Origin of the sequence: Aeromonas sp. S41-2, from assembly GCF_027705845.1 — a bacterium.
Classification (GTDB): Bacteria; Pseudomonadota; Gammaproteobacteria; order Enterobacterales; family Aeromonadaceae; genus Aeromonas; species Aeromonas hydrophila.
On sequence record NZ_JAPDCG010000003.1, the window covers coordinates 141,783 to 163,256 of the forward strand.

Annotated in this window: 25 protein-coding genes; 12 read left to right on the forward strand and 13 right to left on the reverse strand. The window is 63.6% G+C overall.

The annotated features are described in order from the left end of the window. Positions 1-57 precede the first annotated feature (57 nt). The 3 genes from OKC44_RS08590 to OKC44_RS08600 all read left to right on the forward strand — a co-directional run bounded on the left by OKC44_RS08590 (position 58) and on the right by OKC44_RS08600 (position 4,166). Complete coding sequence (locus OKC44_RS08590; protein ID WP_270812276.1) at positions 58-1,794, forward strand: ABC transporter transmembrane domain-containing protein; 1,737 nt, start codon at positions 58-60, stop codon at positions 1,792-1,794. After that, positions 1,791-3,542 (forward strand): ABC transporter transmembrane domain-containing protein, encoded by a 1,752-nt coding sequence (locus OKC44_RS08595; RefSeq protein WP_270812278.1) that lies wholly within the window; start codon positions 1,791-1,793, stop codon positions 3,540-3,542. Before OKC44_RS08590 ends, OKC44_RS08595 begins: the two co-directional genes overlap by 4 nt. Positions 3,543-3,692: 150 nt before the next feature. After that, positions 3,693-4,166: a DUF4442 domain-containing protein gene (locus OKC44_RS08600; RefSeq protein ID WP_065477649.1), complete on the forward strand. Its 474-nt coding sequence runs from the start codon at positions 3,693-3,695 to the stop codon at positions 4,164-4,166. Positions 4,167-4,314: 148 nt separating this feature from the next. Here OKC44_RS08600 and ybcJ read toward each other — a convergent pair whose 3' ends face one another. The 4 genes from ybcJ to OKC44_RS08625 all read right to left on the reverse strand — a co-directional run bounded on the left by ybcJ (position 4,315) and on the right by OKC44_RS08625 (position 7,367). Continuing rightward, a complete protein-coding gene (gene ybcJ / locus OKC44_RS08610; RefSeq protein WP_010674882.1) occupies positions 4,315-4,548 on the reverse strand; it encodes a ribosome-associated protein YbcJ in 234 nt (77 codons plus the stop codon). Between the two features lie 189 nt (positions 4,549-4,737). Further along, positions 4,738-5,142 carry a MaoC family dehydratase gene (locus OKC44_RS08615; RefSeq protein ID WP_270812280.1) on the reverse strand — a complete coding sequence of 135 codons (405 nt, stop codon included), beginning with the start codon at positions 5,140-5,142 and terminating at the stop codon, positions 4,738-4,740. After that, positions 5,139-6,923 carry a class I poly(R)-hydroxyalkanoic acid synthase gene (locus OKC44_RS08620; RefSeq protein WP_270812282.1) on the reverse strand — a complete coding sequence of 595 codons (1,785 nt, stop codon included), beginning with the start codon at positions 6,921-6,923 and terminating at the stop codon, positions 5,139-5,141. Before OKC44_RS08620 ends, OKC44_RS08615 begins: the two co-directional genes overlap by 4 nt. Before the next feature lie 93 nt (positions 6,924-7,016). Beyond that, complete coding sequence (locus OKC44_RS08625; protein ID WP_011706254.1) at positions 7,017-7,367, reverse strand: phasin family protein; 351 nt, start codon at positions 7,365-7,367, stop codon at positions 7,017-7,019. 318 nt (positions 7,368-7,685) lie between these two features. On the opposite strand from OKC44_RS08625, the gene OKC44_RS08630 reads away from it, so the two are divergent. Both OKC44_RS08630 and OKC44_RS08635 read left to right on the forward strand, forming a co-directional pair. Next, complete coding sequence (locus tag OKC44_RS08630; protein ID WP_017409548.1) at positions 7,686-8,249, forward strand: VC2662 family protein; 564 nt, start codon at positions 7,686-7,688, stop codon at positions 8,247-8,249. A gap of 78 nt (positions 8,250-8,327) precedes the next feature. Next, positions 8,328-9,083 (forward strand): DUF429 domain-containing protein, encoded by a 756-nt coding sequence (locus OKC44_RS08635; protein ID WP_101616071.1) that lies wholly within the window; start codon positions 8,328-8,330, stop codon positions 9,081-9,083. A gap of 277 nt (positions 9,084-9,360) precedes the next feature. On the opposite strand, the gene OKC44_RS08640 is transcribed toward OKC44_RS08635, so the two are convergent. After that, the gene (locus tag OKC44_RS08640) at positions 9,361-9,489 is read right to left on the reverse strand and encodes a hypothetical protein (protein WP_270812283.1); all 129 of its coding nucleotides are present in this window, start codon (positions 9,487-9,489) and stop codon (positions 9,361-9,363) included. Positions 9,490-9,558: 69 nt separating this feature from the next. On the opposite strand from OKC44_RS08640, the gene pdxY reads away from it, so the two are divergent. Then, the gene (pdxY, locus tag OKC44_RS08645) at positions 9,559-10,422 is read left to right on the forward strand and encodes a pyridoxal kinase PdxY (protein ID WP_270812285.1); all 864 of its coding nucleotides are present in this window, start codon (positions 9,559-9,561) and stop codon (positions 10,420-10,422) included. Positions 10,423-10,597: 175 nt separating this feature from the next. On the opposite strand, the gene OKC44_RS08650 is transcribed toward pdxY, so the two are convergent. From OKC44_RS08650 to cyaB, 5 genes are all read right to left on the reverse strand, one after another. Next, a complete protein-coding gene (locus tag OKC44_RS08650) occupies positions 10,598-10,930 on the reverse strand; it encodes an antibiotic biosynthesis monooxygenase family protein (protein WP_270812286.1) in 333 nt (110 codons plus the stop codon). Between the two features lie 116 nt (positions 10,931-11,046). Further along, on the reverse strand, positions 11,047-12,165 hold the full coding sequence (locus OKC44_RS08655) for a glycerol dehydrogenase (protein ID WP_166464475.1): 1,119 nt from the start codon (positions 12,163-12,165) through the stop codon (positions 11,047-11,049). Positions 12,166-12,431: 266 nt separating this feature from the next. Next, positions 12,432-12,938: a GNAT family N-acetyltransferase gene (locus OKC44_RS08660; RefSeq protein ID WP_219252977.1), complete on the reverse strand. Its 507-nt coding sequence runs from the start codon at positions 12,936-12,938 to the stop codon at positions 12,432-12,434. A 169-nt stretch (positions 12,939-13,107) separates the two neighbouring features. Continuing rightward, complete coding sequence (locus tag OKC44_RS08665) at positions 13,108-13,500, reverse strand: NUDIX hydrolase (protein ID WP_270812288.1); 393 nt, start codon at positions 13,498-13,500, stop codon at positions 13,108-13,110. Continuing rightward, positions 13,497-14,069: a class IV adenylate cyclase gene (cyaB, locus tag OKC44_RS08670; protein ID WP_270812290.1), complete on the reverse strand. Its 573-nt coding sequence runs from the start codon at positions 14,067-14,069 to the stop codon at positions 13,497-13,499. The genes OKC44_RS08665 and cyaB overlap by 4 nt, the downstream gene beginning before the upstream one ends. Positions 14,070-14,426: 357 nt before the next feature. On the opposite strand from cyaB, the gene OKC44_RS08675 reads away from it, so the two are divergent. From OKC44_RS08675 to OKC44_RS08690, 4 genes are all read left to right on the forward strand, one after another. Next, a complete protein-coding gene (locus OKC44_RS08675) occupies positions 14,427-15,272 on the forward strand; it encodes a DUF5718 family protein (protein WP_270812291.1) in 846 nt (281 codons plus the stop codon). Between the two features lie 173 nt (positions 15,273-15,445). Beyond that, positions 15,446-15,778, forward strand: a complete 333-nt coding sequence (locus OKC44_RS08680) for a YnfA family protein (protein ID WP_011706244.1) — start codon at positions 15,446-15,448, stop codon at positions 15,776-15,778. A gap of 33 nt (positions 15,779-15,811) precedes the next feature. Continuing rightward, complete coding sequence (locus OKC44_RS08685; protein WP_060389525.1) at positions 15,812-16,303, forward strand: GNAT family N-acetyltransferase; 492 nt, start codon at positions 15,812-15,814, stop codon at positions 16,301-16,303. A gap of 7 nt (positions 16,304-16,310) precedes the next feature. Beyond that, on the forward strand, positions 16,311-16,775 hold the full coding sequence (locus OKC44_RS08690; RefSeq protein ID WP_270812294.1) for an acetyltransferase: 465 nt from the start codon (positions 16,311-16,313) through the stop codon (positions 16,773-16,775). Positions 16,776-16,826: 51 nt separating this feature from the next. On the opposite strand, the gene OKC44_RS08695 is transcribed toward OKC44_RS08690, so the two are convergent. Continuing rightward, positions 16,827-18,212, reverse strand: a complete 1,386-nt coding sequence (locus tag OKC44_RS08695; RefSeq protein WP_042067490.1) for a DEAD/DEAH box helicase — start codon at positions 18,210-18,212, stop codon at positions 16,827-16,829. Between the two features lie 159 nt (positions 18,213-18,371). Further along, complete coding sequence (locus OKC44_RS08700; RefSeq protein ID WP_270812295.1) at positions 18,372-18,848, reverse strand: glutathione peroxidase; 477 nt, start codon at positions 18,846-18,848, stop codon at positions 18,372-18,374. A gap of 287 nt (positions 18,849-19,135) precedes the next feature. Here OKC44_RS08700 and OKC44_RS08705 point away from each other — a divergent pair, with 287 nt between their 5' ends. Both OKC44_RS08705 and OKC44_RS08710 read left to right on the forward strand, forming a co-directional pair. Continuing rightward, a complete protein-coding gene (locus tag OKC44_RS08705) occupies positions 19,136-19,744 on the forward strand; it encodes a 2OG-Fe(II) oxygenase (protein ID WP_016350596.1) in 609 nt (202 codons plus the stop codon). A 200-nt stretch (positions 19,745-19,944) separates the two neighbouring features. Further along, entirely contained in the window at positions 19,945-20,934 is a 990-nt protein-coding gene (locus tag OKC44_RS08710) for a D-alanine--D-alanine ligase (RefSeq protein WP_270812297.1), read from the forward strand. Positions 20,935-21,012: 78 nt separating this feature from the next. On the opposite strand, the gene OKC44_RS08715 is transcribed toward OKC44_RS08710, so the two are convergent. Beyond that, the gene (locus OKC44_RS08715; protein WP_270812299.1) at positions 21,013-21,426 is read right to left on the reverse strand and encodes a VOC family protein; all 414 of its coding nucleotides are present in this window, start codon (positions 21,424-21,426) and stop codon (positions 21,013-21,015) included. Positions 21,427-21,474 lie beyond the last annotated feature (48 nt).

Here is a 21,474-nt window from a genome sequence, read left to right on the forward strand (position 1 = left end):
TTGAGTTTCCCCGTGATGGGCGCCGGCCCTGGGCCGGTCGCGACAAAGGATATCTACGTGAGCGTATTTGCAAGGCTGGGCTGGTTCTTCAAGGAGCAGTGGCGGCGTTACCTGATCGCCATCTCCCTGTTGATGATGGTGGCCCTGTTGACCGTGATCCCGCCCAAGGTGGTGGGCTGGGTGGTGGATGGCATCGCCAAAGGGTCCCTTGATAGTGCAACCTTGACGGGCTATCTGGCCGGGCTGTTCGGTCTTGGTCTGCTCATCTATCTGCTGCGCTACGTGTGGCGGGTCATGCTGTTTGGCGCCTCATACCGGCTAGCCTATGTGCTGCGCAACCGGCTGTTCAGCCACTTCACCCGCATGAGCCCGGACTTTTATCAGCGCCATCGTACCGGCGATCTGATGGCCCATGCCACCAACGACATCCAGGCGGTGGAGATGACCGCCGGGGAAGGGGTGCTGACCCTGGTGGATTCCATCATCGTCGGGGTGCTGGTGCTCTCCATCATGTGCAGCCAGTACTCCTGGCAACTGACCCTGCTCTCCCTGTTGCCGTTGCCGGTGATGGCGTTCTTCATGAACCGCTTCGGCACCCAGATCTACAAGGAGTTCAAGGCGGCGCAGGGAGCCTTCTCCCGGCTCAACAACAAGACCCAGGAGGCCCTCTCCGGCGTGCGGGTGCTCAAGTCCTATGCGGTGGAGTCGCTCGAAGATCGCGGTTTTGCCGAGCTGACCCGGGAGGCGGGCGCCTGCAACATGGCGGTGGCCCGCATCGATGCCAAGTTCGATCCAGTGATCTACCTCTGCATCGGCTGCTCCTACTTTCTGGCGGTGGCGGGCGGCAGCGCCCTGGTGCTGCGTGACGAGCTGACCCTGGGGGAGCTCACCAGCTTCACCATGTACCTCGGCCAGCTGATCTGGCCCATGTTCGCCATCGCCTGGTTGTTCAACATCATCGAGCGTGGCAGCGCCGCCTATTCGCGGATCGAAAGCCTGCTCGGCGAGCGCAGCGACATCGAAGAGCCGGCCCAGCCGGTGGCGCTGACCTCGGTCTTTCCACTGCGCGCCGTGGCGCTCAGCTACCAGCTCGAGCAGCGCACTCTGCTGCGCAATGTGGATTTCACCCTGCAAGTCGGTGGCATGCTGGGGATCGTCGGGCGCACCGGCGCGGGCAAGAGTTCCCTGCTCAAGCTGTTGATGCGACTGGCCAACCCCACCGCGGGGGAGATCCGCATGGGGGAGGTGCCCATCTCGCAGCTGGCGCTGGGTGAGCTGCGCGGTCAGTTTGCCTATGTGCCGCAGGAGCCGTTTCTCTTCTCCACCACCATTGCCGCCAACATCGCCCTCGGCCGCCCCGATGCCAGCCGGGAGGAGATTGAGCGGGTGGCGCGCATCGCCTGCGTGCACGACGACATCAGCCGTTTCCCCAAAGGCTATGAGACCGAAGTGGGAGAGAAGGGGGTGACCCTCTCCGGCGGTCAGAAACAGCGGCTCGCCATCGCCAGAGCCCTGCTGCTGGAGGCGCCCATCCTGGTGCTCGACGATGCCCTCTCGGCGGTGGATGCCCACACCGAGCAGCAGATCCTGCATGCCCTCAAGGCCCACAAGCGTACCCTGATCCTGGTCAGCCACCGGATGACGGCGGTAGAGCAGGCCGACGAGATCCTGGTGCTGGAAGAGGGCCATGTCAGTGAGCGCGGTCGCCACGGTGCCCTGATGGCCCACAACGGCTGGTACGCCGATATGGTGCGTTATCAGCGTCTCGAGCAAGACGTGGAGGAGCGCCTGTGAACCCGACCATCAAACGACTGCTCGGGTACTGTGCCCGTTATCCGCGCTGGCTCATTCAGGCGGGGATCTGCCTGCTGCTGGCCACCGGCGCCGAAGTGGCCGGTCCCTTGCTCATCAAGCTGTTCATCGACGACTATCTGGCGCCGCGCCAGCTGGTGTGGCCCGCCATCGCGGCCATCGCCGCCGGCTATCTCGGCCTGCAGGTATTGTCTGCGGCCGGTTTTTACCTGCAATCCCTGCGTTTCAACCGCATCGCCCAGGCGGTGGTGCAGCGACTGCGCGAGCAGGTGTTTGCCACCGCCATCCGGCTGCCGGCCCGCTACTTTGACCAGCATCGCTCCGGTTCGCTCATCTCCCGCATCACCAACGACACCGAGGCGATCATGAACCTCTATGTACAGGTGATCGGGCTGCTGGTGCAGAAGGTGGTGCTGCTGTGCGGCATCCTCATCTCCATGGCGCTGCTGGATCTGCGGCTGATGCTGGTGTGTGCCTGTCTGTTGCCGGCGGTGGGCGGGGTGATGTGGCTTTATCAGAAACTGAGTGTGCCCGTGGTGCGAGCGACCCGCAGCCTGCTCTCCGACATCAACAGCCGTCTCAACGAGTCGCTGCAGGGGATGCCGGTCATTCAGGCCATGGTGCAGGAGCACCATTTCGCCAACGCTTTTGCCGAGGTGAACCAGCAGCACTGGGCGGCGCGCCTCAAGAGCCTCAAGATCAACGGCATCCTGCTGCGCCCGCTCATCGATCTCTTCTACATGATGGTGCTGATCGGCCTGTTGGCGCTGTTTGCCCGCGAGGGGCTAAGTGTGGAGGGCGCCATCCAGGTGGGGGTGCTCTACGCCTTCATCAGCTATCTGGGGCGGATGATCGAGCCGCTCATCGAGATGACCAACCAGCTCAACCAGTTGCAGCAGGCCATGGTGGCCGGGGAGCGGGTTTTTGCCCTGCTCGATGAAGCGCGCGAGAGCACCGAGGGCGAGATGCACCCGCTCAAGGGGCAGGTGAGCTTCGAGCGGGTGAGCTTCTCCTACGATGGCGAGCAGCAGGTGCTGCGCGACGTGAGCTTTACCGCCAAACCGGGCCAGATGCTGGCGCTGGTGGGTCATACCGGCAGCGGCAAGTCCACCATCATCAGCCTGCTGATGGGCTTCTACCCGCTGGATCAGGGCCTTATCCGCTTCGATGATCATCCGATGGCGAGCCTGTCGCTCTCGGCGGTGCGCCGCAGCATCGGGCTGGTACAGCAGGATCCCTTTATCTTCGTTGGGACGTTGGCGGAAAACCTGCGCCTTGGTCGCGACGGCATCGACGAGGCGCGCCTATGGCAGGCGCTGACCGAGGTACAGCTGGCCGAGTTCGTGCTGAGCCTGCCGGCGGGCTTGAATACCCTGATGGAGGAGGGGGGCAAGAACCTCTCCGCCGGCCAGCGCCAGCTGCTCTCCTTTGCCCGCGCCTTGGTGGGCGATCCGCGCATCCTCATTCTGGACGAGGCGACCGCTAGCGTGGACTCCCAGACTGAGCTGGCCCTCTCTTCGGCGCTGGCGGCGGCACGGCGCGGCCGTACCACCATCGCCATCGCCCACCGCCTCTCGACCATCGTGGATGCGGACGAGATCCTGCTGCTCTCGCGCGGTCAGGTGAACGAGCGGGGTAGCCATGGCGAGCTGATGGCGCTGGGTGGCCATTATGCCCAGCTGTTCGAGATGCAGAGCCAGGGAGCCTGGCTGGAAGAGAAGCGGGCCTGATCGACCGCCACAGGAATGAGCAGAGGGAACCCGTGCGGTTCCCTCTTTTTTTGGGTGGTGAAAAGGTGGCAAGCGTGATCCGCGTCCTTGTCGAACGCCAGCCATGCTGGCAACATGTTGTTTACATCAACTCATCGGATCAGTTCGCATATGGATTTGCAACGTTTGAAGGCCAACCTGGCACTGCGGCTCTTTGCCTGGCGCTACATCCCCGTCATCGGTTTTTGTGCCCCCGTCATCGAAGAGATGAACGCCAAGGCGCTGCGCATTCGCATTCCGCTCGGCTGGCGCACCCGCAACCACCTGGGCAGCATGTACTTCGGCGCGCTGGCGACCGGCGCCGATCTGGTGGGCGGTCTGCTGGTGATGGAGAAGGGGCGGCAGCGGCGCAAGAAGGTGCACTTCGCCTTCAAGGATGTGCAGGGGGAGTTTTTGAAACGGCCCGAGGGGGATGTGCAATTTGACTGTGCGGCCGGGGAGGAGATCGACGCCATGATCGACGAGTCGCTGGCGAGCGGTCAGCGCATCAACCGTCCCATCCAGGTGGTGGCCACCTGTCCGTCACTGAACGGAGATGAGGCGATGGCGCGCTTCGTGTTGACCCTGTCGATCAAGGCCAGCTAATGCCAAAGGGCGCGTCGGCGCCCTTATTCAAGCGGGGTCAGAGGATCTCCGGGCTGACGCCTTCTTTCACCACGACCTTCATGCCGTTGAAGTTGACCACTTGCTCAGCCACTGTGCTGGGTAGCACTTGCGTGGCAAAGCGTCGGGATCAGAGGATCTCGGGGCTGACGCCTTCTTTCACCACGACTTTCATGCCGTTGAAGTTGACTACCTGCTCGGCCACGATCTTGCAGCGTTTGCGGGTCTCGACCTGACCGTCCACCTCGACCAGCCCTTCGGCGACCAGCGCCTTGGCCGCACCGCCACAATCGGCCCAACCCTGATGTTTGATAAGGTCGCACAAGGCAACGAAGGGGTGGCCTTCGAGCAGAAACGTCTCCATGGGAAATCCTCTAGTGGATGAATGGCTGAAACAGCAGGGCGGTTATTCTAGGCAGTTCGGGCCGCCAAAGAAAGGGCAAGGGCACCTCTCTGCGGGCAATTGTGGCTTGCAAGACCATTTTTGGGGCGCACACCATAGCAGTCAGCCCGGCTGTGGCCGGGCTGACTGAGATCATGGGGCAAACTGCTTTCAGCCGAACTTCACCACGGCTTCACCGCTGACGGCGATGGCGCCGGTTGCCGTCAGGATGCGGGTGGCCAGGGTGATGATGGGCTTGTCGCTGCGCAGGGCGATGATCTCCACCTCTGCCGTCACCTCATCTCCCACAAACACCGGCTGCTTGAAGGCGAGGCTCTGACCGAGGTAGACGGTGCCCTTGCCCGGCAGCTGCTGGCCCAGCAGCCCCGAGAAGAGGCTGGCCAGCAGCATGCCGTGCACGATGGGGCGCTCGAACGGCGTGGTGGCGGCGAAGGCGGGATCCAGGTGCAGCGGATTGAAATCCTCCGACAGTCCGGCAAACGCCTCGACCTCTGCCGCCCCGAACCGCTTGGTCAGGCTGGCTTTTTGGCCCACCTCGAAGGGACGCATGCTCATGCTGGCTCCTCCTCGGGGCTTTGGGTAAAGACCGGGTTGAGCCGTACCTTGACGTAGCTGCCGGGGGCCGCTTCCAGCCCTTCGCTCGGGATGCGGGCGGGGAGAGGGGCGGGGTCTTCTTCCCGGCTCTGGATGAAGGCTGCCATCTGCGGCCACCAGGAGCCTGGGGCGTGGCTTGCGTCGGCAAGCCACGCCTCGGGGCTGGCGGCCTCGGCGTCGTTCTGCCAGAAGCCGTACTTGTTGGCGTCCGGCGGATTGACGATGCCGGCGATGTGGCCCGATTCGGCCAGGATGAAGCGCTGCTCGCCACCGAACAACTTCATGCCCTGCCAGGTCCCTTGCCAGAGGGCGATGTGATCGTCCATGGCCGATACCAGCAGCACCGGGGTCTTCACCTTGCCGAGGTCGATGCGGGTGTGGCGGATCTTGAGCTCCCCCTTCACCAGCTGGTTCTCCAGATAGAGCCGGCGCAGCAGGCTGCTGTGGGTCTTGCCCGCCACGTTGGTGCTGTCGCTGTTCCAGTGCAGCAGATCGAACGCCACCGGGCTCTGCCCCTTGAGGTAGCTGTCGATGTAGTAATTCCAGTAGAGGCTGTTCTCCCGCAGCAGGCTGAAAGAGACCGCCAGTTGGCGCCCGTCCATGATGCCCTTGGCTTCGTTCTGGGCTTCCAGCGCCGCAATGATGGGCTCGTGGATGAAGATGCCAAGCTCCCCCGGTTGGGAGAAGTCGAGCAGGGTGGTGAACAGGGTGGCGGAGCGAACCCGCTGCTTCTGGCGTCTGGCAGCCAGCCAGCCCATGGCCAGGGAGAGGGCGGTACCGCCGATGCAGTAGCCGATGCCGTGCACCTCCCGCTCGCCAGTGGCCGCCTCCACGCCATCCAGCGCGGCGATGACCCCGTCTACCACGTAGTCGTCGAGATCGATGTCGGCCTGGGCCAGACCCGGGTTGCGCCAGGAGATCATGAACACCGTCTGGCCCTGGGCGATCAGCCAGGCCACCAGGGAGTTCTGGGGCCGCATGTCCAGGATGTAGTACTTGTTGATGAAGGGCGGCACGATCAGCACCGGCGTCCTGGCCACCGTTTCCGTGGTCGGGCTGTACTGAATGAGCTCATACAGCTCGGTGCGCTTCACCACCCGGCCCGGCGTCAGCGCCAGATCCCGCCCCAGCTCAAAGGCGGACTCGTCAGTCAGCCGGATGTTGAGCTGATCGGCGCTGCGCTCGAGGTCTTCGGCCAGCAATGCCAGCCCGCGCACCAGATTCTGGCCGTCGGACTCCAGGGTCAGCTTGAGCAGCTCCGGGTTGGTGGCCAGAAAGTTGCTGGGGGCCATGGCGTTGATGTACTGGCGGGTAAAGAAACGCAGCCGCTCCCGGCTCTTCTGAGGCCCCCCCTCGAGGGCATCCACCGAAGCCAGCAGGTGCTTGGCGGTCAGCAGATAGGATTGTTTGAGGTAGTCATAGATGGGCTGCTCACTCCAGGCCTCGGCCTTGAAGCGGCGATCGCTGCGCTCCGGGGCGATGAGCGGTTCGCTCTGCTGGCCTGCGCTTTTGAGCAGGGTGTGCTGCATCAGCTTGAGCTGATCCTGCCACCAGTTCATCTGGGCATTGATCAGTTGCCAGGGCTGCTGGCTACCCTGCTCCAGCACCTGGCCGAGGTCGTCGAGATTGGTCTGCAGCAGGGCTTGGGCCGTGCGCTCGGTCTGCGCCTTGGCCATGTCCAGCAGCTTGTCGTTGTAGTGGGCCAGGGCCTCGAACAGCGGGCCGTAAGATGATTGGCTCATGTTCTCTCCTTCACCCATCCCCGGCGCAGGGCGAGCCTGTCGTGACGGAGCATGGGGAGATGTGGCTGCCCGTCGCGGGCAGCCAGGGGGATATCAGGCCTTGCCCGTGCTCTTTTTGATGCCGTCGGCAGCCAGGGCGTCGAGGTCATCCTTGAACTGCTGGCCGAGGGTGTTGAGCTTCTGGATGTCGTCCAGCATCTGGCGGGAGAGCTGGCTGGCGGTCTCCAGCTGGACGGTGCCAAGGGCCGCCAGGCTCTGGGCATCCTGCACCTTGCCGGCGGCCTGCAGCTGGTTCAGTCCCAGCTCGGCATAGGCGTTGGCGGACGCCAGCTGCAGCCGGGTCAGCTGTTCGATGTTGCTGGCCAGCAGCTGGTTATAACGGGTGAGGGGGGCAGCAAAGCCTTGCATCTGCTCGGTAAAGGTCTTGATTACGTCCATATTCATCGCGTGTCTCCGTGGTTGGCAGAAGGGTATTGCAAAAGGCCGATGGGCCCATTCTTCGGTTACATCCGTTCGACTACATCCTTAAGTCGTCACGTGTCGTTTGCTCTGTTCAAACGCACGTTTAGGTATTGTGTTACCAAATGAGGCTTGATGTAAATAATATAAATGTTAATTTTTGGCGAAATATTGATTCTGGTCTGTCCAGTTTGATTGGCCCGATTCAGACGAGGGGTGACGCAGCCACGTCCGTCGGGTCTCGTTCCCAGGCCGCGGGGCTGGTAGGCTGACGCCACTCCCTGAGCCTTGAGGAATGCATCGATGAAACCTGCTCGCCTGCTGCTTGCCCTGGGGGCTGCGGCCCTTGGTGGCGTTGCCCACGCCAGTACCCCTGTCCAGCTCTCCTTGCCCGGCGTCAATCTGCCCGCGTCCCATCAGGTCGAGGGGGCCAGAGCCTCTGTTCTCTATGGCCGCACCGGTCAGGTGAAGGGGATCGATCTGCCGGTCTTCGCCCTCTCCGACGTGGATCAATTCACCGGTCTGCAGCTTGGCATCTTCCTCGGTGCCGGCCGGGTACGCCACCAATTTGGCGGGGTGGCCATCAACGCGGTCAACTGGCACGAGGGCCAGGACAAGGGCGTCAACCTTGGCTTCGTGAACCTGACCAACAATGTGCAGGGCCTCAACTGGGGTGCCGTCAACATCGCCAAGGGCAATGCCCTGGCCAACGTCGGCTTCGTCAACTATGCCGAGCGCACCACCTTCCAGCTGGGCTTCATCAACGCCACCAAGCACCTGGACGGTCTGCAGATTGGCCTCGCCAACTACGCCGAGAACGGGGTTTTCCCCATCTTGCCGCTGATCAATTTCAAGAAATCCTTCTAAGCGGCGCCGCCAACCTTGCTTTAGGGGCTCCAGCCATTACCCTGTGCTGCATTGATAGCGTGCAGAGGTGACACTGGCATGACAATGGAACACATGGATGCCATCGGCATCGGCTGGGACGTAAGAGGCTGGCAGGGCAGTGCCCAGGCGGTGGCCGTGGTGGGGTGGCAGGCGCGTGAACAGCGACTGCACTGGTTTGGGGTATCGCCCCTGTTTCGACTGAGCTCACGGGTTGCGCCGGATCTGGATGCCTTGCTGCGTCCAGCACTGCACGACGAGATCCACCTGCTGCAGGTGCTGGCCTGCCCGCAGCTGGCGCTGGGGATCGACGCGCCACTGGCGTTTCCTCGCGCCTTGGGAGAGCTGCTGGCGGGGAGGGCGACCGAGTGCGCCGTGCCCCAGCGCGAGATAGACAACCCTTATGCCTACCGGGACTGCGAGCGCTGGCTGCACCGGCAATATGGCAAGAAGCCGCTCTCGGCCACCTTCGACAGGCTCGGCAACAACGCGACCCTAGCGCTCGCCATGCTGCCCCGATTGGCCGATTTGCAGCTGGTGCCCAAGCAGCAACCACAGGCCGATCGCGCCGTGCTGGAGGTCTATCCCGCTCTCGCCAAGGTGGGTGGCAAGGCATCGGCGGTGCGCGCCGAGCTGCTGGCGCATCTACCGGCCGATGTGACGGCGGGGACCGATCGCTACGATGCCGCCATCTGCGCCCTGATGGCGCTGCAATACGCCGCCAAGGGGAGCGTCTCCCTGTTGCCGGCTCTGGTGGCGCCGCCCGCCGAGATGGCTTTGGACGAGGGCTGGGTCTACCACTTCGCTCGCCCTTGATGAACCGGATCGGGCCGACCAGCCCGATCCAGCCTCTGGTCGATTGGTGATCTCTTTACTTGCACCGACGCCGTTGCCTCCTTCCACTACATTGCCTTGCTGCCTTGCTGCCTTGCTGCCTTGCTGCCTTGCTGCCTTGCTGCCTTGCTGCCTTGCTGCCTGAGGGCCGGGGCTGCCACAGACACCCACTTGTTTACTCGCCATCAGATGGCTCTGCGCACCAAAAGCCCATTTATTAATCTCATATGCCATCAAACAAGAGTTTTGTACCCCCTTATCAGGCCATGCCGGCCATGCTCGCGGTTGCAAGCTGCGGCATGTCAGTAAAGAGGGGGCCGGTGATGGCGATGGCAACCAGGGCGTCATCGAGAATTTTGCCGACCAAATAAGGGTTTATGCTGATCAAGGGTGGAAGATCAATATCTTCATCCGATATATTGCGCCTTTCCCCTGACTCTTCTCTGCGGTGATGTCGATGAAACGCATTCTCTCTATCCAGTCCCACGTGGTGTTCGGCTGTGCCGGCAACAGCGCCGCCGTGTTTCCCATGCGCCGTCTCGGTATGGAGGTATGGCCCATCAACACGGTGCAGTTCTCCAACCACACCCAATATGCGGCCGGATGGCAAGGAATGGCGATGCCCGCAGGGCATATCAGCGCCCTGTGCGAAGGGCTCTCGAATATCGAGGTGCTGGCCCACTGTGACGCCGTGCTGAGCGGTTATCTGGGCTCGGCGGAGCAGGGAGACGAGATCCTGGCGGTAGTGGCCGCGGTCAAGGCCGCCAATCCTGCCGCCATCTATTTCTGCGATCCCGTGATGGGTCACCCGGAGAAAGGGTGCATCGTCGCTCCTGGGGTGACCCGTTTCTTGACCGAGAAGGCGCTGCCGGCGGCCGACATCATGGCCCCCAATCTGCTGGAGCTGGAGACCCTGTGCGACGTCCATCTGACGAATTTGGCGCAGACGCGGGCCGCCGCCCATCAGCTGCTGGCGCGCGGGGTGAAGATGGTGCTGGTCAAGCATCTTGGACGCGCCGCTCGCGAGCCGGGTCGTTTCGAGATGCTGCTGGCCACCACCGAGGGGGATTATTTGATCGACCGCCCGCTCTACGAGTTTGTCCGCCAGCCGGTGGGAGTGGGGGACCTCATCAGCGCGCTGATGCTGGCCAATCTGCAGGCGGGTTACGATGCCGTCAGCGCGTTCGAGCGCACCAATGCGGCGGTGGATACGGTACTGCTGCACACCTGGCAGGCCGATGCCTATGAGTTGCAGCTGATCGCGGCCCAGGAGGCCTTTGCCGCCCCTCTGATCAAGGCGCGGGCCGAACGGTTGGCCTGATCTGGCCATCAGGGGAAGGGCCTGGGCGCGGATGATCCGCGCCCAGCTTGGCCGCCTGATCACTCTTCCTCATCTATCAGTTACCAGCTCCCCGCTGCGCCGCTTATCTGCTTGCACACCGAGCGAGGCAATGCCGCCTCAGCCGTCACCTTGGTCCTGACGCCGGGCATCGGGTTCAGATCTGGCCGTTGCCCTGTTCCCGCTGCTCTGCCTCATCGAATACTACCTGCTGGTAGTGCTCGACCGTGGGGAAGGGATCGTAGAAGTGATGGAGCAGGGCCTTCCACTGCTGGTACTGGGGCGAGCCACGAAAGCCCTGGGTGTGATCTTCGAGGCGCAGCCAGTGGACCAGCAGCAGATAGCGGTGGGGAGCGGTCAGCGAGCGCTGGAGCTGGTGTCCGCCGTAGCCCGGCATGGTGCTGATGATGCGCTGGGCCCGGGAGAATGCCAGCTCGAAGGCGGCAGCCTGACCGGGGATGACCTGCAGAGGGGCGACTTCCAATATCATGGTGACTCCTTGTCCCAAGGATAAAGGGGCCATTGCAGCAGGTCGGGCAGGGAATGACAAGGCCGGCCGCTGGGGCCGGCCTTGTCGGCGTGATCACGGCTTTGCTTGAGTGCCGATCAGGCGCGTGGGTGGCGGGCCCGGTAGCGCTCGGCCATGGCGTTGGCCGCGATCATGGCGTGGTAGACATCCTGCTCGCTGACGCTCATCGGCATGTTACCCATGGTGTCGAGGGGATCGCAGGCAAGTTTGGCCACCTGGCGCCACTCGCTCTCCACGAAACGGCTCAGCCCCATCTCCTGCAGGGTCATGGGCAGGCCGGCCAGCTGGATGATGCGCATCACCTCGTCCAGCTCGGCCTGGGGCGCGCGCTCGAGTACCAGCTGGGTGAGCAGGCCAAACACCACCTTCTCGCCGTGCTGGGCCCGGTGCAGATCCGCCACCACCGACATGCCGTTGTTGACCGCATGGGCCGCCGCCAGGCCGCCCGCTTCGGCGCCCACGCCGCTCAGATAGATGGTGGCTTCGATGGTCTGCTCCAGCGCCGGGGTAGTGACATGGTGGCGCACCGCGTCCATCGCCAGCTCGATGTTCTCCCCCAGCAGCTCGTAGCAGAGCCGGGCCAGCCCGAGACCGGTGCGGGAGGGGCGCTTGCCCACCAGATTGATACCGTCCGCCCGGTAGCAGGCACGGGCCTCGAAGTAGGTGGCGAGCGCATCGCCCACACCGGCGGCGAAGAAGCGGGCGGGGGCCGCCGCTATGATGGCGGTGTCGGCGATCACCACATCCGGGTTCTGGGGCAGGAACAGATAGCGCTCGAACTCGCCCGCCGGGTTGTAGATCACCGCGAGGGCGGTGCAGGGGGCATCGGTGGAGGCAATGGTGGGAAACAGCACCACCGGGCGGCGCAGGTAGAAGGCCACCGCCTTGGCGACATCCAGGGTCTTGCCGCCGCCGATGCCGACGATGACGTTGGCCCCCTGTTGTTCGGCCAGATCGCACAGGCGGCGGATCTCGATGTCGGTGCATTCGTAGTTGAACTTCTCGACCGTCCCCTTCAGGCCTGCCTGCAGCAGGCCGGCGAGCGCCTCCTCTCGCACCCGCTCCAGAATGAACTCGTCGCTGACGAGCAGGGCATTGTCGCCGAAATCTTTTACGTGATCATGGAGTTGGGGCAGCAGATCGTGGCCGATGATGAATTTTTTGGGGGAGGTGACGGTACGAGGCAGGATAGGCATGCAGTATTCCTTAAGGCAGTGAGCGGTATCCGATTGGTATGCAAACGGGTCTTTCTGCCACACCATACGCCTCGTCTAGGGTGAGGTGAAGGAACAATCATACACAAATGGGGCTATAGCAGACTCAAAATTAATCTTGATGCTATTTTGATTGTTTTCTGCGGCCAGGAGAATAACGCAACGCGCCCTCCATGGGGAGGGCGCACTGTGGTTACAGAGTAGAGGCGAGCAGTGTAGAGGCGTGCGAAGCGGAGGCGGTGCGCGGCTCAGAGCTGCTTGTAGAAGAAGAGGGTGGCCGCCAGGGTGCCGTCGGCACTGCGGGCAAAGGCGGGGATCTGGCCCGCCTCCTGGTAGCCGAGCTGGCGATAGAGGTGGGAGGCGGCATCGCCCACCCGGGTGTCGAGCACCAGCAGGCTGCGGCCGGCTTCTTTGGCCCCTTGCTCCATGCTGGCCATCAGGGCACGGCCGACCCCCTTGCCACGGTGGAGACTGTGCACCATCAGTTTTTCCACCTCGGCGCGGTGACGGCCATTGGCCTTGGTGCACAGCGAGAGCTGGAGGGCGCCGACCAGCTGGTGCTGCAGGAAGGCGACCCAGAGCCGGCGGCTGCCCGCGGCCAGCTCCGTCTCTATGCCCTGCCAATAGACGAGCCCCTGCTCTTCGGTCAGCGGCGGCAGAAAGCCCACCGACGCGCCGCTGGCGACGCTGTCTTGCAGCAAAGTGATGAGGGCAGGCTTGATGCCCTGGGTGGTATCAACCTCAACTATGTCCATCAGGAGTCCTTGTCAACGAAGTTCACGCCGTCGGCCCGGTCTGCCGCGGCGCCTGCCGCCAACGGGACCGGCGGCAGGATGACTGGCTAGACTCGCCGTTTCTGCCACCAATTTCAAGTCGTTGTCGCTCGCCGGGTGCGCCCGATCACGCCCTCCAGGCGGGTTTCCCTCAGCGGATGAGCTGCTGTTCGACCAGCCAGGCAAACAGCAGCCGGGAAACCGGCGAGATCTCGGCCATATGGCGGCTGTCGAGCCAGCGCAGCTCGGCGATCTCCGCCGAGGCGACGGGAGTGCCGTCAGCCTCGCCGGTGTAGCAGCGCAGCCTGACGTTGACCCCCTGCGGCTTGCCGTCGGCCTGGGCACTGAACTCGCAGGCAAACGCCAGGGTGTCGGGCTTGAGGGCCACGGCTAGCTCCTCCTCGATTTCGCGCATCAGCGCCGCCTCGTCGCTCTCTCCCGCTTCGCGCTTGCCGCCGGGAATGTAGTAGATCTGCTTGCCGTGGGAGCGGGCACAGAGCAGTTGCTGATCCTTGAAGGTCAGCCAGGCGAGTTTGTCGATCATGAACGTCTCTCTGGTGATGGGGTGGTGGCTTGTTCGCACAGGGTGCGATAGGAGCGGGTCTCCAGCCGTTCCGGGTCCAGCCCGAGTTGGGCGGCCAGGGACAGCAGTTGCCGGCGATAATCTGGCAGCAGGGTTTCGTCATCGGTCATGATGGCCAGCTCGGCAAAATCGCCGAGCCCCGCCAGGTGATCCAGGGTGACGTGGAAGGGGCCGACGAAATAGATGCTGCGTACTTTGCGAAGGGTCAGTATCGGCTGGTAGCCCAGGGTGTGCAGCATGCTGATGGCCTTGTCGGCGTCGGTGATGTTGACCGCCTCGCAGCGATCGGGTTCGGGCCCCTTCACGATCCAGAGCCGGATGCCGGAGGGCTGCATGGCGCGGATCAGCAGGCTCTTGCCCGCCGCGCTCAGGCTGCGGTCCGGCGTGTCGAAGTAGGTGTCCTGCTCCTGGTTGCGCTCCAGCATCACCTCGGGATTGAGGGCGGCGAGGGCAGTGGTGAAGGCCTCGACATCGCCGAGCCTGTATTTGAACTCGACCTCGAAGCGGCCCTGAAAGTGCTGTGCTGACATCGGCAGGCATCCTTGAGTGTGCAGATTGGCATGGCGGGCAGCCTAGCAAAGTTGGCGGGCTGGCCCAAGGGGCAAGGCGGCAGGATGTGGAAACGATCTGTTTCCGGGGGCCATGGTTGATCAATGCGCAGCCTGTCGCCGTGATCAAGGGCAGGCACCGCACACGGTCGAGCCAGTTCGGGCATGGCGGTTGCTCACAAGCTCGCCGAGCGGCCGGCAAAAGTTCGCGCTGGCGCACAGGATGGGGCGTGCAGGCTGGGCGAGGGCAGACCCTTGTGTTTTAATCCTCGCCACGTTTGCGGCAGCCGCCCCGTGCCGGGCCGCTGCCTTCGCTTTGGCAAGAGGCAGGTGAGCAAAATGCAAGTGACAGCAGAGAGCAAGTTTATCGGACTCGGGGTGGCGGGCAATTTCGCCGGTCATCTGGAGCAGGCCGGCGAGGCCTCGGATTTCGTGGCGGTGGTGGTGCGCGACACCAGCGCCCCCAAGGCGCTGTTCCCCTTCTATGTGCCGGGTCACCCCGGCCAGCTCGGCGTCTTCCCCTTGAGCGGCAACGCCATCTTCTTGCCGGAAGCAGCGGTGAGCGGCGATGAGAAGGTGCAGATAGAGCCGGAAGTGGCGCTCTGGTGCGAGCTGGAGTACGCGGGGGAGCAGGTGGTGGCCATCCACCCGCGCACCTTTGGTGCCTACAACGACTGCTCCATCCGCCGTCCCAACGCCAAAAAGATCAGCGAGAAGAAGAACTGGGGCGAAGAGAGCAAGGGGCTGGCCCCCGCGTTGCTGCCCCTGTCCCACTTTGCCGCCGGCTGCGAGCTCGATGACTACCGCATCGCCTGCTACCTGGAGCGGGACGGCGAGCTGCACCCCTACGGGGTCGACAGCGCGGCGGTGGATTACAGCTACTTCCACGGCCAGCTGCTGACGTGGGCCATCGACAAGTTCAACCATCAGCAGGACGAGGGGCCGGCCGAGCACATCCAGGGGCTGCTGGCCCAGGCCGGGCGTCCGGCCCATGCCCTCATCAGCATCGGCGCCACCCGCTATACCCCGTTTGGCGAGACCCACTTCCTCAAGCCCGGCGACACCGCCTGCGTGCTGCTCTATCCGGCCAGCCGTTATAGCGAAAGTGATATCCGTGAGGCCATTCGCACCCGTCAGTTCGGGCCGGATCTGTCGGTGCTGCTGCAGGCGGTCAAGACCCGCTGATGACCAGGCCTTCCCCCGTGCTGGCGGGGGGAGGCCGGCCGCGCATTGCATCCGCTATCCTTCCCCCTCGGGTTTGTTGCCTGATCCCGCTTACCCGGCCCGGCCATTTGGCTTACCATTGCTCTTTTTGCCGAACACGTTGTCGAGCAGGTTGTCAAACAATGGAGTAGCCGATGGGCGAGTTGAAAACCATGGGGTTGTTTCTGGTGACGGCGCTGGCCGAGATCCTGGGCTGTTATCTGCCCTATCTCTGGCTGACCCAGGGGCGCAGCGTCTGGCTGCTGCTGCCGGCGGGGTTGAGCCTGATGCTGTTCGCCTGGCTCCTGTCGCTGCACCCGACTGCGGCCGGGCGCGTTTATGCCGCCTATGGCGGTGTCTACATCTTCGTGGCCATCCTCTGGCTCTGGCTGGTGGACGGCATCCGGCCCAGCCTGTGGGATCTGGTGGGGTCGCTGGTGGCCCTGTGCGGCATGGCCATCATCATGTTTGCCCCCCGCGAGGCGTGAAGCCGCATCGCCCGCAGCTCAAGGAGAAGAAGGATGACGCTCATCAGGGCCTGTACCCTACAGGATATGGCCGGTCTGCTGGCGCTCTATCGGGAATTGCGCCCCCATGACCCTGCGCTTGCGCCGGATGCGGCCCGCACGGCGCTGACGGCCTTGCTGGCGCAGCCCCATCTCCACCTGCTGGTGGCGGAGGTGGATGGCCAGCTGGCGGCCACCTGCCAGCTCGGCGTGGTAGCGACCCTGACCAACGGCGGCCGGCCGTTTGGCATGGTGGAGCACGTGGTGACGGCCTCTGCGTTTCGGCGCCGGGGCATCAGCCGGCAGTTGCTGACCCATGCCCTCGCGCTCGCCTGGCAGCAGGATTGCTACAAGGTGATGCTGCTGTCGGGGGAGGGGCGCGAGGCGGCCCACCGGCTCTATGCGTCGCTCGGCTTCAAGGCCGGCATCGAGAAGGGGTTTGTCCTCAAGCAGGTCGACGCCATGGCGCCGGCTGGGCAGGCCCCGAACAACCAATCTGTTGAGTGAGTACGATATGAGACTGGAGCAGGCAGAGCGCGGGGATTATCAGGCCCTGATCGCGCTGTGGGAGGCGTCGGTGCGCGCCACCCACCATTTCTTACCGGATGAGGAGATCGCCACCCTGCGCGAGCTCATTTTGGAACACTACTTTGACGCCGTGACCCTCACCTGCGCCCGCAGTGAGCAGGGGATCGCCGGCTTTTGCGGAGTGCACGAGGACAACATCGAGATGCTGTTCATCGACCCGGCGCTGCGCGGAGGCGGGGTGGGTCGCCTGCTGGTGGCCGATGCCATCGACCGGCTGGGGGCGACCCGGCTGGACGTCAACGAGCAGAATGAGCAGGCGCTCGGCTTCTACCGCCGCCTGGGCTTCGAGGTGGTGGGGCGCTCGGCGCTGGACGGGCAGGGCAGACCCTATCCGTTGCTGCACATGTCCATTGCGACAGCTGGCACTGACAGGCCAGTGACGCCATCATGAAAAAAACCGCCCGAGGGCGGTTTTTTGTTATGACGGGCTCAGGTCGGCCTGTTACTCCTCGTTGGAGTTGTCCTGATAGTCGTCGCGCTGGGCCTTGGGCAGGCGGCGCATGGGGGTAAAGCCGATATCCTCGCCCACCACTTCCCGCTTACGGGCTGGGGCTGGCTTCTTGCCGCCATCGCTCTTTGCCTTGCTCTTGCCTGCGGCGGATTTGCCGTTGCCGCCCTTGGCATTGGCGGCGCCACGGGCGCGCGGCGGGTTTTGTACCGGCTTGCTGCCCGGCAGGGTCTGCCGGCTCGGCTTGCCGCTGGGCTCATACCCTTCCAGGATCTCCACCGAAAGGGATTGGCCGATCAGCGCCTCTATCCCCTTGAGCTGGCCCAGCTCGTCCTGGCTCACCAGCGAGATGGCCTCACCGCCACGACCGGCGCGGCCGGTGCGGCCGATGCGGTGGATGTAATCCTCCGCCATCTGGGGCAGTTCGAAGTTGATCACGTGGGGCAGCTGATCGATGTCGAGGCCGCGAGCGGCGATGTCGGTCGCCACCAGCACCCGCACCTTGCCTTCCCGAAAATCTGCCAGCGCCCGGTTGCGGGCACCCTGGCTCTTGTCGCCGTGGATGGCGACGGTATCGAGCCCGTCTTTTTGCATCTGCTGGGCCAGGCGATCGGCAATCTGCTTGGTGCGCACGAACACCAGCACCCGCTGCCAGTTGCCGCGGCCAATCATGTGGGAGAGCAGCTCGCGGCGACGTTCCCGGTCGACCTGGATGATGCGTTGGGTCACCTGCTCGGCGGCGGTGTTGCTGGGATCCACCTCGATCAGGGTGGGGTCGCTCAGCAGGTCATCCGCCAGCGCCTTGATCTCGCTTGAGAAGGTGGCGGAGAACAGCAGGGTCTGCCGTTCGGCCGGCAGTGCCTTCATGATACGGCGAATGTCGACGATGAAGCCCATGTCGAGCATGCGATCCGCTTCGTCCAGCACCAGCACTTCCAGCTCGGACAGGGTCAGCGCCCCCTGGGTCAGCAGGTCCAGCAGACGGCCCGGGGTGGCCACCAGGATGTCGATGCCGAGCTTGATGGCGTCCAGATTGGGCTTGATGCTGACGCCGCCGTAGGCGATCAGGGTGCGAAACGGCAGGTGGTGGGCATATTTGATGATGCTCTCACCCACCTGGGCAGCCAGTTCGCGGGTCGGGGTCAGCACCAGGGCCCGTACCTGACGGCGGCCACGGCCATGGTTGGCCAGCAGGCGCTGCAGCATGGGCAGGGTGAATCCGGCCGTTTTGCCTGTGCCTGTCTGGGCGCCGCCGAGCACATCCTGTCCGGCCAGAATGGCGGGGATGGCTTGTTGCTGGATGGGGGTTGGCTGTTCGTAACCCAGCTCCTTGACGGCCCGCAGGATGTGCGGAGACAGACCCAGTTCGTTGAATGACATGTTCGAGAGAGACTCCTCTGGTGAGCCTTGGGCTCAGCGGATGGCAGGTGCGCTGGCACCCGCCACAAGATGGAAATGATAACGGGGGCGTAATATAGCAGATGCGCGCCCTGCACGCAGCAGCCGTGTCGCGTTGTCCGGCCGCCGCGTGCCGCGGCCTCAGAGCAGGGCCAGGATATCGTCTCGCAGGCTCTCGGGTTTGGTGGTGGGGGCACAGCGGTCAACCACCTTGCCGTCCCGGTCGATCAGAAACTTGGTGAAGTTCCACTTGACGTTCTCCAGCCCCAGCAGGCCCGGTTTCTCCTTCTTGAGCCACTGATAGAAGGGGTGGGCCTGTTCGCCGTTGACCTCGCACTTGGCCATGATGGGGAAGCTGACCGGATAGTCGAGGGAGCAGAAGCGGGCGATCTCCTCTGCGTCTCCCGGCTCCTGATGGCCGAACTGATCGCAGGGGAAGCCCAGGATCACCAGCCCGCGTGGGCCCAGTTCGCGATAAAGCGCCTCCAGTCCGGTGTACTGGGGGGTAAAGCCGCAGCGGCTGGCGACGTTGACCACCAGCACGACCTGGCCTTGCAGGGTGGACAAGGGCAGTTCGGTACCGTCAAGGCGTTGCAGGATAAGGTCGGGCAATGACATGAAGCACTCCTGTTGCATGGGGCCCATTCAGGGCGTATCGCTCCACGGTAACGGGCGCGACGGCGCGGAGCAAGCGCCACTTTCCCCTTTGCCATGAAAGATCTGGCCCGGTCTGAGGCCATTTGAGTGCGCCGGATCACAGGCTGGCGAGGGCGACCAGATAATGGGGGCCTTGTGCGCCCGGATAGCGTATTGATGGTGGGACTTCTGAGGATAAGCAAACCGGTTTGTGTCTTGCCCTGGAAGTCGCTAAAAAGCGCCCTCTCTCCACTTGTTGCGAGTCAATCTTGGACTATCAAGCCGTCATGGACGCCATATACACCCGGGGATGGGTGATAGTGGATGATTTTTTAACCGCCGCCGAGGTGGATGCCCTCAAGGCGTGCCTGCCGGATGCGTGGCGGCCGGCGGGGATCGGCCGCGATGCCCTGCATCAGGACAATCGCGCCATTCGCCGGGATCAGATCCACTGGCTCGAACCCTCCCTCGGCGCGCCGGTGGCCGACTATCTGGCCCGCATGGAAGCACTGCGGCTGGCCGCCAACCGGATGCTGATGCTGGGGCTGTTCGACTACGAGGCCCACTTTGCCCGCTATCGCAGCGGGGACTTCTATGCCACCCATCGCGACGCCTTCGCCGGGCGCTCCAACCGTCGCCTCACCTCGGTGTTCTACTTGAACAACGACTGGCAACCCCAGGCGGGCGGGGTGCTGCGGATGTACGATGACGACGAGCAGTTTTTGATGGATGTCTCGCCCCGGGGCGGGCGGCTGGTACTGTTTTTATCCGAAGAGTTCCCCCACGAGGTGTTGCCCGCCAACCAGGAGCGCTACAGCATCGCCGGCTGGTTTCGGGTCAACGGCAGCGGCAACGGCCGGCTCGATCCGCCGCGCTGAACTCTTTTCATCCAATTTCTGACACAGGCGGGAATTTTTATGGCCGTTGTCGGCGGATGGGGCTCCCATCGGCTGACAAGGCTCGATCTCCCTTGCTACACTGGCCCGCACTTATCTTCGTATCTGGCTTCGTCCGGTTTTAATGCGGTTGGGTTTTAAATGGTGATGGCGAAGCCGCTTTTCCCAAGGGATCACATCTAATGAAGAACATGCATGTCTTGCTGCTGTGCGGCGGCGGTGGCTCCGAGCACGAAGTTTCTCTGCGAAGCGCAAATTTTCTCGAGCAACAGCTCGGTCTTTTGCCTGGGGTCGACGTGACCCGGGTCGAGATGTTTGCCGACCGCTGGCTCAGCGCCGACGGCCGCGAATGCAAGCTGGGGCTGGACAAGCTGCTGTCGTTTGACAGCGTGGCCCGTCCGGTGGACTACGTGGTGCCCTGCATCCACGGCTACCCTGGCGAGACCGGCGACCTGCAATCCTTCCTCGAGCTGGCGGGCCTGCCTTATCTGGGCTGCGATGCCGAGGCGAGCAAGATCTGCTTCAACAAGATCAGCACCAAGCTGTGGCTCTCCGCCATCGGCATCCCCAACACCCCCTATCTGTTCCTGACCGAGCAGAATGACGCGGCGCTGAGCGAGGCGAAAGCCGCGCTGGCCAAGTGGGGCAAGGTCTTCATCAAGGCGGCCTCCCAGGGTTCTTCCGTCGGCTGCTACTCCGCCAGCAACGAAGCAGATCTGGTGAAGGGCATTGCCGATGCTTTCGGTTACTCCGAGCAGGTACTGATCGAAAAAGCAGTCAAGCCGCGCGAGCTGGAAGTGGCGGTGTACCAGTACGGTGACGAGCTGGTGGCCACCTACCCGGGCGAGATCTGCGTGCCGCAGGACAAGTTCTACACCTATGAAGAGAAGTACAGCAGCGCCAGTCACACCGAGACCGCACTGCGTGCCGAGGGGCTGACCCAGGCGCAGGCTGATGCCATTCACGAGTACGCGCTCAAGGCGTTCCGTCAGCTCAAACTGACCCACCTGTCGCGCATCGACTTCTTCCTGACCGAAGAGGGCGAGATCCTGCTCAACGAAATCAACACTTTCCCGGGCATGACCTCCATCTCCATGTTCCCGAAACTGCTGGAGCATCACGGTCACCGCTTCGCCGACTACCTTGTGCAGATCCTGCGCAAGGCGGTCTGAGGCCGGCGCCCGAGCAGGGCGAGCTGAATGATGAAGAGGGGCCTGCGGGCCCCTCTGTCGTTGTTGCGGTGGGCGATGTCACATGGGATCAGGGGTGAACAGCCAGATGTGCGCCCCTTGTGGATCTGCGATCAGCGCCATGCGCCCGACCCCCAGGATATTCATGGCGGGCACCACCACGCTGCCGCCGTGCTGGTTGACCCTGAGCACTCTGGCATCGACGTCATCCACCGCGATATAGGTTGCCCAGTGGGGTGGTACGCCGGCCATCTCGGGATTGCCCCGGGTGGTCTGCACGCCGGCGATCGGCCTGCCATTGGCAACCAGCATGGGGTAGTCGCCGCCTTCCATCGCCATGGTCTGGCTCTCCCAGCCGAGCACCTCGGTGTAGAAACGGATCCCGGCCTCGGCATCGGGCAGATAGAGCTCGTGCCAGGTGAAGGTAGTGCCTTCGGCCAGGGCGTGCTCGCGGGCAATATCTTGTTCTGCCATCGTCGTCCTCCTGTGTCCCATGCGTGGGTGCATGGGTTGACGACCAAG